General features: G+C 62.0%; 3 protein-coding genes. 1 reads left to right on the top strand and 2 read right to left on the bottom strand.

Features of this window, described 5'->3' with window-relative positions; all coding sequences use genetic code 11:
• Window positions 1-12: 12 nt before the first annotated feature.
• The gene (locus M5C01_RS18795; RefSeq protein ID WP_152740077.1) at window positions 13-6,651 is read right to left on the bottom strand and encodes a TcdA/TcdB pore-forming domain-containing protein; all 6,639 of its coding nucleotides are present in this window, start codon (window positions 6,649-6,651) and stop codon (window positions 13-15) included.
• 147 nt (window positions 6,652-6,798) lie between these two features.
• Window positions 6,799-7,104: a YkgJ family cysteine cluster protein gene (locus M5C01_RS18800; protein ID WP_103497627.1), complete on the bottom strand. Its 306-nt coding sequence runs from the start codon at window positions 7,102-7,104 to the stop codon at window positions 6,799-6,801.
• A 198-nt stretch (window positions 7,105-7,302) separates the two neighbouring features.
• Between M5C01_RS18800 and M5C01_RS18805 the strand changes: the two genes are divergently transcribed.
• Complete coding sequence (locus M5C01_RS18805) at window positions 7,303-11,964, top strand: hypothetical protein (RefSeq protein WP_248764374.1); 4,662 nt, start codon at window positions 7,303-7,305, stop codon at window positions 11,962-11,964.
• The last annotated feature ends 125 nt before the right edge of the window (window positions 11,965-12,089 follow it).

Here is a 12,089-nt window from a genome sequence, read left to right on the forward strand (position 1 = left end):
GTTCGTTCAGCGTCAGCCTCCGTCGCTCTGGCGTTTGAGGCGGGCCAGCGCGGCAAACACATCGTCGTCATCGATGGGGGAGCGGTTGATCTGGATCACCGTCCAGTCTCCGTTGTCCCCGAGTTTTTCCAGCGCCTCGTCCGTTCCGGTGTAGCCCCAGAGGGCACTGTAATTACTGGCGCGAGAGCTGCGCGGGAAGTGTTCCTGTAGCTCCTGGCGCGTCGCGTCTGCGGCGGCCAACCTTTGCACACAGGCCTTGAGCCCGCTGACGCCACTGAACTCGCTCAATGCCGGGGTTGACGCCGGCACCCACAACAGCAGCGTGCCCTGCTGGGGATCGCCGAGTACCAGGATGTCATCGGAGGGATAGCCGTTGATGCTCAAGCGGTGCACCTGCACTTGGCGCGGCCCCGGAGCCGGGTGCTCGCGTTCGTGCCGGGGCAGCAGTTGCAGCATCATTGGGTAGGCGGTGTCCGAGTAGCCGCCTTGCAGGCGCGCGCGCTGGACCTCCAGCCGGTATTGCGCCCGCAGATAATCGCCATAGCACTGTTCGTTGCCGAACAGGCCGTCGGCGGGGTGGGCACTCCAGAATCCTGCCGAACGCCCGCCGAACCTCTGATACTCGGTGTTCAGATAGGTCGTCAGTTCGGCCAGTGTCGCGGCGGCCTCCAAGACTTTCTCGCGCTGCGGGCTGGGGGCGATCACCAGCATGTCGGGCGACACCGGGATCTGGTACAGCTCGTCGCCGTGATCCTCCCCGTCCACGGGAATGGCTGCGAAGCCGCCATCGGTGGGCCGATAATAAATCCCCCGACCCGGACACTCGGGCACCGACAGGTCTTCGATAGGCACCGGCGCGCCCAATTGCTGCCGGCCTTGCAGTGCTTGCAGGCGTTGCACCAGCGTATCGATGTTCTCGTGGTCCCGGGCACTCAGTGTCGCCAGCGTGCAGCGTCCGCCGGCAAGATCCAGCCGGAAGGCCTCATCAAGCTTGTTGACCGTATACAGGACCTCCTTGTCCTGAACCTGCACCACGACACCGCCCACCGTCAGCCGGCCGGGCTCGAGCCGGATGTCGTCAGGGCGGCTCAGGTGATCGGTGTGCAGCACCCAGGTGGAGGGCGGTGACGTGGCACAGCTGGACAGATTGATCGTCGCGCCGTCACTCAGGTAGAGGTCATATTGGCTACCCTGGCCTTCGATGTCGTAGCGCAGGTACCGACCGCCTTCCGCCAGATCGTCCATGACCAACGGCGGCGCGACCTGTCCCAGGCTGACCCGGATACGCGTGGCGTGGTAGCGGGGCTCGAGCTTTTCCACGACCTTCTGGAAGGCCGCGACCCATTCGGTTTCGATGAATTTGCCTTGGGTCTTTTGCTCGAGCGCCTTGAACAGCTGCAGTTCCGCGTCATTGCGCTGGGTGGCGCCCACTAGCCAGCCGTATTGCGGCAGATAGGTGTGCTCGGGCGTACCCGGCAGATGCAGGGTACGGAGGCTTTCCGAAACGGGTAACGGCCTCTGCCCGGGAAGCTCCAAGACCTGGCCGACATCGATCGCCTGCTGTTCGTCCAGGATCACTCGTGGATCGCCCGAATGCGAATTGTCGACGGCGTAGATCTTCGGGCTGCCCAGGTAGACCTGGCCGTTGCGCTGATCCAGATGGGTCACCACCACGGGACCGGCCATCCGCAGCGCATGGCTTTCAGGATCCTCGATATAACCGCTGCGATAGGCCTGGATCTCCCGGGTGAATTGCTCACCCGTGGCCAGGACCTTATGGGCCTTGGCAAAGAACACCGACACCAGGCTGCTGGCGCCCAGGCCCAGGCCGGCCAAGGGTATCGACAGTGGCCCGAGAAATTCGGCGCCCTCGGCAAACCCGGCCAGTACCGTGCCCAGCGCGAGGGTGTCGAGCCCGACGTTGGTGCCGTAGGTGGCTTTTTCCTCGGCGCTCTCGGCATGGGCCAGCAGATAGCTGTCCACCCCCAGGCTCGCGAGGAGCAGCAAGGCATTGCCGGCGGCCAACAGTCCACCCAGGGTCAGTGTCTTGCCGCCCAGACTGATAACTCGGCCGGCCTTGTCCAGCAGGCTGATGCTTTCTGTACCCAGGTGCCCGGCCTCCTTCAGGCCGAGGTAAATCGCCTGGGCGAGTATTTTTCCATCGCAGGCTACGCCGGCCACCACCTGGGCCAGTTGCGTGTAGAACTGCACCTGGACCGCGCTGGCCAGTTCCGTCGACAAGACATGGCGCCTGCCGCTATTGAGCAGCAACAGGGCGAAGCCGGTATTCAGGCTGTTCAGGCCATCGAGTTGCGCCAGGCCATGGACCACCTCGTGATGGGTGACGCCAGGGCGCGGCAGCATCTGACCGTCCTGGAACTCGAAGTCGTGGTGGAGCGTATCGACGGTGTCGCGGATACGTGCCGAGAGCCTGGCCAGTGCGCTGTCTTTCTCCAGTTCCAGGTGCTGGCGTGGTGCACCAGCCGGGCCGATCAGCTCCAGCGTGTCGCCAGCGGCTCTGGATTCGATGGCGTTCAGGTCGGGGACCCGGCCGGACACTGCCGAGTCGGCTCCGAGCCTTTGCCATTCCTGTTGTGCGGCCTGGCCCAGCTCGGCGAACGCGTTGCGTTGCATCCGCGATTGCTCGCTTATGGCGGGATAGGGCCTGCGTACATCGCCGCCCAGACCGGGAGTGTCCATGATCTGCCACGAGCCGTCGGTACGGCGTTGCACCTCATAGGTCGAGCGCCTGAAACCTTCGGTGGCATGGATGATCCGGAACCTGTCGCGGAAGGCCCGGACTTCGTAGCGCAGGCCCTCGTAGAGGATGTACGTCCTGCCGTCCGGCGTGAGATACAGGCCTCGCGCATCCGGTCCGGTCGGATCCAGCGCCGATCGGCTGCGCATCTCATATCCCCTCAGCCAGGCCGGCTGCGACTGCGTCGAAGGTCCGGCTTCTCCTGTGTTCGGAAGAGCTGCGTTCAGAACTCTGTTCAGTTGGGCCAGGCTGCTGAGCGTGTGGAACGGGTTGGCCAGTGCATATCGAATCCTGGCATTGTCATGGGTGTTGCTGGTCAGTTGGGTCCACATCTTGTCGACGACCCGGCCCGACTTCTTCCTGAGCAAGGTAAACAACTCGGGTGTATCGAGCAGAAGCTGGAGCCTGGCATTGGCGAGATAGGCCGATCGGAAGCAATGTCGGCTCCATGCAGTAGCATTGGTCTTGAAGGGCAAAAGCAGCGGCGCGATTTCCTGGAAGCCCATTTGCCGGGCCACCGCCAGCAGTTCCTGCTGATGTCCGAGGAGCCGGCTCAACACGTCGTCGGTCAACGACTTTATCCCGTCGGCGTTCTCCAGCAGGTTGATACGGATGATGCCGGCATCCGCGCAGCGGGCGATCAATCGTAGCCTGTCCGTTGAGATTTGCGGATCGTGGAGCAAATGGGCGATTTGATTGGTGTTGAGCCCCTCTTCCAGGGGCGGGGTCAGGTTCGCTGAACTGAAAATGATATCGACCCGCTCAAGCAGCGCCGGGACACGACCGAGCACGGCCCTGATCAGGTCACGTCGTGCGCTGATCTGATTGCCCACGTGCTGGGCGGCATACAGGCGTAGCTGGGTGGCCGTCACCCCATACTCCAGCAGAATATGCCGGACGCTGTCATTGAAAATGAAGGTGTGGTGAGTCAGGAAGTCGATGTCTGCCGCTTGTGAGGGGCCGTTCAACAGTGTTTCCAGCAACCGCCTGCGCCTCGGCTCGTCGACCCACAAGGACAGTTCCGGACGAGGGTCGCTGTCAATGTAGCGATCAACGATCTGACGTATTTCGGCGGGTAGCGGGCGCAGGTCATGGCGCTCGCGAACGGAGTTGAACGCATCATCGACGGCGGCGCGGATCCTTTGTGAGCGGGCCGGCAAAGTCGTCTCCAGGTAGCGGATGGCCGGCTGAAAGAGACCGTATGGATTGGCGGCCCCCTTGAGGATGGCGGTCAACTCTCGATAGCTGCTATCGCCCAGCCAGATATTCAGTTCCAGGCAATGCTCCAGTGCCTGGGCATAGAGAGGCAAATGCTCGGCGGTCACGAAGGGCGCGATATCCGGATTGTGTTCGATATGATCGGCGGCGGCATTGCGCAGTCTCTCGACCGTGAATGTGTCGGGCTCATGGTCCTGGTTCAGTGACAGGGCCACGGCATGAAAGAAGCTGTCCTCTCCGGCGGGGACGTCCACCGGGTTGCCGTCGAGCCAGACGCGATAATGATTCGGACTGTATCGGTACAGCACCACATCATGGAGGGCACCGAACAACTCCGGGTTCACCCGGTATCCATAGGTGTCTTCGCGCAGTCCCTGCCGGTAGCGTACTGACCAGCCAAATCCCGGATCGCGGGCGTCGATAATCACCAGGTTGCTGTCTTGCGGCCACTCCGCCAGGCTGGGCATGAGGGGCGCAATGATGTCCATGACCTGTGAGTTCCAGGACCCCAGGCGAATCAGGCCGGCCAGGGTTGAAAGTCGCGCTGATACGGCAGGAGGCAATCGCCCGCCGAGGGATGGCCCCGTCGGCGCACCGCCTCGCAACCTCAGCCGCACGGTGCCGAGGGTTTGGCGTGGCTGGGGCATCGCTTGCAGGACCGGGCCGGCAGTCAGCAAGGTCTTGCCGTCGGCACCCGTCCGGCTGACCGGGGTCGCAATGTCCGTGCTCGCAGGTGGCAGGGTGTCGGTACTGGTTGTGCCCAGGCGATCTGTTGCCCGGCTGCCCGGCTGCACTGCAATGTCTGTTTGTCCGGTCGCCCTTATTCGTGGCAGCCAAGCCTTTGCGGGCAGGAAGGTGCTGATCAAGCCGGCGTTCTTCTGAGCGACGACATTGCCAAACGCCCACTGATCGATGAGTGCTTGCCGGTTACTCGCGGTCCCGTCGGGGAGACGGTGGCGGGCCTGCTCGATCAGCGCGTCACGCTGTATTTCGTAGAGGCACTGATGCACGTTGCCCGGCATCGGGATCAGTTGGACGTGAGCGGCGTTTGCCGGGGGCGGCGACTGCAGGGTTGGCGTACTGGATTTTCTCAGTCGCGCGGCAACGTAGTCCCGCCATGGCGGTTCCTGGAAATACCGGTCCAGGTCACCGCGTTGGCTCAGTACCTTGAGGTCGTTGTCATCGGCTGAATCCGGGGTATGCAGCACCACACTCGGGTCGTCCGGGTCCGCGCTGGTGATCGCGAGTACGCCGCCGCCAATGATATGGAGCGTGCTCTGGGCATTCTTGTGATGTACCCACAAACCCAGCGCATTGGCGCTGATGACGTGTGTACCGATCGTGGGGCGAGTGGCCGGGGTCGGATAGTCGAGCACCACCTGGACCCACTGTCGCTGGCGCCTAGCGATTCGGCCGCGGAGCGTGGCGTCCAGGAGCGCCAGTTGCAGGCACGCGGCATTGGCGTATTGCCAGGTATCGCGTATCGCCTGCGCCCGCTGCGCGGTGGCCGAGGCCGAGGCCGACGGCTGCTCGCTCAGGGCCTGGACGATGGCCTCCAGTGCCGCTTGATCCGGGATGATCGGCCCGTCGTAGCTGTCGTTGGGCGAGGTTGGCGGCAGTACATTGATCAAGGCCAGGGCCAGCGCCAGGCGGCCGGCCTGCACTCGGCCGGCGGCGGTGCTGTAGCGTTGCCAGTCTTGCCTGTCGGCCGCCTTGAAGACTTGCCGCCAGATGCTGTATTGCAAGGCTTGCGCACGTCGATTCACTCGCGTGCCGATATCCAGGACGTCACGTAGGTCCGCGGCGGCTTCGAGGCGTTCCAGCATGGCCTGCGACGCGTCCGCCGGGGAGGCGGCAAACACATCGTTCACCTGCCGTTGCTGGGCATTGCGCAGTGACCGGACCTGCCAGGCGAACAGGTTTTCGTGCTTGTCATCGCTGGCGCTGAAACGGTCAGCGATTTTTTGCCCGGTTCGCACCAGCAGTGTCGTGTGCAGGATCCTGAGGGAGGCAAAGGTTTCGAGGCCATATTCCAGGGTGTAGAGCACGACCGGCCCGAGATCACTGTGGATCTCGACCGCTTTCTTGCCCTTGAACTGCTTCGGGTCGGGATCGCTGCCCTGCAGCACCGCACCGTCTCGGCTGGTGATTACGAATGCGCCAGGCCATGGGGTCGGGGCCGAGGTATTTTCTTCCAGGAAGGCGATGCAGTAGACCCCGGGTCGATAGACGACGGGCAGGACAGGCAGTGCACTTTCCCGTTGTTCCCGTGTGGGCAGGTCCAGTACCTGGTCGATCAGTTGCCGGTCATCGGCGTCCAGCGTCCCATCGACGCCGCGCAGTTGCGCCTCGGTCCGCAGTTGCGTCTCCAGGGTCAGTGCGAGCCATTGATCGGCGGGCAAACCGTCGGTGGCGCTATTGGGTTGTGTCCAGAACCGTTGCAACTGCGCCAGATAAGCCTGCTGGAGTTGGCGTATCTGCTCGGTCTTGTCAGTCGTCGGATTCACTTCGGGCATGGCCGGGCGCGGCAGCTCATCGAGCAGGGCGGCCACTTGCGCATTGGCGCTATTGAGCGACAGCAGCAACTGCGACTGGAGCTGCGCGGTGTCGATCGGCGCCGGAGGGCTATCGGCGGCGCCGGGGGGCGAAATACGGGGAGGGTCGAGGGTTTTCATGAGCCAGTGATCTCAGGGTCCGGGGGCAACATTGAGTTGCCCGCTGCTTGTGACGTGTGGTCCCAAGTGTGGATTGAGCGGGTTCACTGGATATATGAGACGTGTCTTTGACTCAGGGATGAAATCGCCCTGATTCGGTCCTTCGATTCAGCGATAGGCCGTGGTGATTCCTTGGCGTTCCTCCATGCACTCCTCCGAGCCGGTTTCGAACTCCCGGCAGATCAACGGGCGTTTCGCGTAGATGGTGCAGCGCATGGTGTCGCGATCCAGCGCCGCGCACCAGCCGTCGTCCAGGCGCAACATCACTTCGCCGCCCCAATCGTCGATATCGATATAGCGCTCGGGCACACCGGTATCGGTGATCAGCAGCACCTCCAGCCGGCAGCAGCAGGCCGCGCAGGAAGAGCAACTGATTGCCGGTGTGGTGAGGTCGGTCAGGGGGATAGTGGTCATGGGCGCCAGTGTATGCCAGTGCCACGGTGCTGTATGCCCGGGGAGCGGGTCTCGCGATAGCCGGGCATGCAAGGCGCCAGGCCAGGCGCGGTCCTATCGGGCTACCGCCTTCAGACGAGTTTCCCCTGTGTACTGGCTGCAAAGCCGTGCCGGTTTGCGTTTGTACCGGCACTTTTCTGCTCCCGAAGGGAATCCATCATGAACACTGAAGCCACGCCTGCTGCAAATGCGACATCACCTTTGGTCGGCTCACAAGAAGAACAACAGATAACGCAACTGGACCTTCTGGATCAGTCGGACCAGAGAGTGGCTGCGCTGCTGGCCAGCCAGCCGACTTTCGACACTGTGCTCGGCCATTATTTGATTGCGCAGATCCGCTTGAGATTTACCGAAGAAGACTTTCCCGGCCTCCACCAACGGGTGCTTGATCCGGATGCCTTGTACATCAACACATTTTCCGTGGGCGCGGACGGCACGCGAAAACAGATGGCCTCCCAAACATTCATGGCGGCGATGAAGCAGGGGCTGATCACCGATACGGCGGCGACCTATTCTTCCGGTGCCGTGGTGTTGTCCGATCACCCGGAGGCGATCGAGGAGGCGGACAGCCTTTTGGGTTGTCCGGCGAGTGCGGAAATACTGCGTACGCTGGCGACCGCGCTCTATATTGCCGAACCCGGCAGCAACCGAGCATTACACGAGCAATTGACCGGGGATTACCGGCAATGGAGGACTTGCCGTTGGGGCGAGGCGCTTGATAATCCGCAAGGGCTTACGGCAGAAGCCTTCCTCGCCCATGAGTTTCAATGGCAATACCAATACGCGCTGCAACTCTATAAAACCGATCGCCCCCCGCAGAGCCAGCTCACCTCCACGGAACGCACTCAGCAACAGCGGGACGATAACCTCCTGGATGACCTGGCGGCCCACCCTTCCCGAGAAGCGCGCAATCGCCTGGGCACAAGCCCCGTTGCCCAGGCCCATGCTGTCAGGTTGATGGCGGGTGACGGAAAGGTACGCAAATGGCCCGCTGCCATGGTCTTGAAGCTGCCGGGGCAGACGCGTCTTTTTCTTTACTCCCGGGAGGGCGGCTTCCAGAGATTCTCTTCGCCGGAGGTATTGAAAGAAGAGGTTCAACTCCACCATGCCGGGACCGCCTGGACGATCCAGGGGATCGACGATGAACCCCTCGAGCAGGTTTTTGAACAGGCCGCCCGCGACCTGTTCGATCAGCAGTACGCCACGCTGGTCAATGTGCTGCATGAGGCCAGTCGCGCAACCTTGACGATAGAGTCGCTCGCCAAAAAACTCGAAGACGCTTCGTCGATGCCCATGGCGGGCGTCGAAGGCCTGGTGGCCGCGCATAACCGGGATGTGCTCGAATCCATGCGTCCGGCTTTTTATAAAACCGCCACGCGAGCACGGCAGAAGCAGTATCGGGCGCTGGAGAAAAAGATCGTTGCCGCGCAACGGGTATTGAGCGAGTTGACCCGGGATATCCCGACGCTGAATCAGTTTGCCCGACAGCAGGCCAGGGAGTACCTGCACAAAAGCTACCCGGGACTGGATCCCGACCCGGACCAGATGGTGATTCGTTTCGATGTGCCCGAAGTCAAGTGGCACCATTGGATGACCGTGATCGACCGCGCGATATTCGGTGATCAGTCCCACGCCATGTCGTTGACTGAACTGGTGATCAATAACTTGCCGGCCTGGAAGGCTGAGGCCAGCAAGGACATCGTGGTGCTGATGCCGACGAAGCTGCGCGACAGCAAGGGCGATGAACTGGTCAATCCGGCCAATGGTTATCACATCGTCCTGGGCCCCGATTACATCGAGACCTTGGTGAAAACCTGCGATGTCGATAAAAACTATCGGGCGCTGCTCCACAAGACCTTGCAGGACGACACGCCAACCAGTCGCGCCATTGCCAGCGCCACGCAAGCGCTGACCCTCCTCACGCTGAAATTGAAAAGCCTGGAGGCGGCCCTGAAGGACAATGGCGAGGTGTTCAGGGCGCAGGTGTGTACCGAGGTCAATGGCATCACGCTCACGGAGAAACAGGTTCCACGCTGGCTGGAGACAGTCCTGTTGTCACCCGAGCCGGCCTCGCGCCTGCAGGTCAATGGCCGGGATGTGCAGGTGTGTCGTCTGTTCCTGGGTAACAGTTTCATGGCGCGTCCACCTGCCGGCTACTGGGTACCTGACCCCGCCAGTATCGATGGCGTGCTGGTGTTTTCCGATCACCTCCAAGGGGGACAAACCGTGGGAACGGTGGGGGTTTATTTTCCGGACAGCCCGGATGGCAACGATATTTGCGAGTTTGCCGATTTGAAGACGGGTGTCCGGGAACTGCTGAACAGCGAAGAGTGGCAAGGCTACTTCACCCAGCGCATCGCCACCGCGAACAAAAGCGAGATCAAGCATTTGCTGGGACTGACGGGCTCGGGAGCGTTGGTGAGCTGCCTGCCATTGCGCGGGCATTTCATCAGGGAACTGGCGCAGGCGAGCGTGCGCTTTCAGATCCGGCATGCGGATCATCGCGCCAGGAGCAACGCGGAGGTCGAGCTCCGGACCCGTCTCAACCTGGTGCTGACCGCGGCTGAAGTGCTTCCCACCGTGAGCACGCTCGGGGCGGTGGGCTTGCGGGCGGCCAGGGGAACCTTGATCACCTTCAATACGCTAAGGGCCACGGGGCTTTTACCGCAAGACAAGGGCGTCTTCGCCCTGGTGTACCGCGCCACCGAGGGTGGCCGAAAGGTGCTGGCCCCCGCGCCCAGGGCCGTGGCAACGGCGCGGGTACCGAAGAGGCCGTTCTTCAATGCGCCCCGGCGTCAGCCCGAGGGGCGCTTGGGCTATGAGTTGGGCGGTAAACGGCCCGCCGCTTCTCCCCTGACCCCCCAACCCGGCCCGTCACGACCAAGGCTGGAAACGCCGACTCCGAACGTGCCTGTCGTGCAAACCACTGCCGGGCGCATTTCCGACGCCATACGCAGGCCCGGAAACTGGAACACCCCTATCATGGATCTGGTCCCCTCGCTGATGACCGAGCTTGCGGACTGGCCACGGCACAGGGCTTTGCTGATTCTCGACGAGATCAGTGCGGGACAGGGTTGGTCGGTGCGCTATAGCCCGGGACGTCACCAGGTGACGCACCCCACGGTTCGCCACCCCGAGCGAACCGTGAGTGATGTCGTATTGCGCAGGATCGAAAGCAATCACTACCAGATGTGGAGAAACCGGCGCTGGGAGGACGTTCCCGCCGATGGCGATTGTTTCTTCAATGCGCTGGCCGGTGCCCTGGCGGGCAGGGGGCACTCAGGGCACTCAGGGCAGAACCTGCGGGCCAGGGTCGCGGATCATATCGATCAACACCCGCAAGTGGCTGACTATGTGGTCTCGCGACGCACTCCCGTGCAGCAGGCATTGTTTGACGTGGCCTACCCGCTGGAGGGCATTCTGGGCAACCATGCGTTCGCGGTGCTGACCCGGATCGTCAATGGACAATCCTACGAGTCACAGCTGGCATCGGCCATGGCGAATAACCCGGAGCTTATCGACGACTGGCCAGACAGCGCACGCCAACTGATAACGCTGCGCGCCGAAAACAACGGTGTCTTGCCGGTCGATCTCCTGTCGAGGATCGAGGAGCACCTGGCGGTGCTCGGTCTTTTCAGGCCGGCTATCCGTTATCTGAACAACATTGCGAATTGGCCAAACGACCGGCAGAACCGGCAACTGCTATGGACGACCCGCACGGGAGAGGCGCACCTGCCTGCTGAATTACTGCAGATCATCGCGGCTTATCTGCCGTTCAGAAATCCCATGCAGGGGTTGTTCCAGCGTGATCGTGATATCCGGGCGTTTCTGAGCCATACCCTGCTTCCCGGGCCGCAACTGAGCCAAGAGCTGGACAGGCTGCTGCAACGGTTCGCCCGTCGTTATATCTGGCCGAGCAATGAGGTCATGTACATCCTGCTGGAGTACGGCCTGACGGTTCAGGAACTGACTGATCATTATCGGGCAATCGGCTTCGATGATGCCGGCAATCGCCTTGAACCGGATCCGGCCGAAATCGACAGGTTTCTGGATGACTACCTGGCTTTTTTCGAGAGGAACCCCGAGCGTAACAACAGGGACGATCTGTTCGTTGACCGGGAGGCGCTGCTGAGCAACTGGAGGGCCTACGATGAAGGGCAAAGGAGCGTTGCCTCGCTGAGAGTGGCGCTGGGGCGCTTTGCCGATTTATCGGCGAGGGCGGATATTGTCCTGCGCTCGGACGTCTTCAGCTTTCATCTGGGCTGGAGTGTCGGGCTGGAAGAGTTGGCGTACTTGATACGGGACCCGCGCCTGTCAAATGCCCGCTTGAGGATTATCTCCGATTACCTGGAAACCCGTGCGGGCGAGATGCAGGAACACGAGATCGTCGATACGGAGTGGATGCGCCCGTTCGACGATCACAATCTGCGCAATATCGTCGAGCGCGCCCTCAATCGGCGTCGGCATCCTGGCGACCGGGCCTTTGCCGACACACTGCTTGAGTTTGTCGCGTATGTGAGTGAACAGACACTCAACGACTCGTTCGCCATGTCTTATGTCACGGCCGCGTTCACACCCGCCTCAGGCAGGTTGTCCAACAGTCGGGTGGCCTTGTTGCTGGACACCCCCGATCTGTTCACGACCTTGTCCCGGCATCCTCGAACGGTGGCGCAGCCACTGTGGGGCCTGCTGATCTCCCCTGAATACAGCGACGAGACTATGCGTCTGGCCCTGGGCACTTCAACCGCCGACGCGCTACGCGATCTCAGGCATTTTTCCATGCGACTGAAGATAGCTTCCTGGGTACCCGAGGTGGACTAGTTTCACCCATTGAACCCTCCGAGCAAGTGGCGCCGCTGGTTTGGCTGGCGGATAGCGGTATGGAATATTTCCACGATAAGCGGATACCGCATGGGCCTGGTGTGTCAGGCGTCTACTGGCCCTGT

Source organism: Pseudomonas sp. MWU12-2319 (assembly GCF_023242525.1).
GTDB lineage: Bacteria > Pseudomonadota > Gammaproteobacteria > Pseudomonadales > Pseudomonadaceae > Aquipseudomonas > Aquipseudomonas gingeri_D.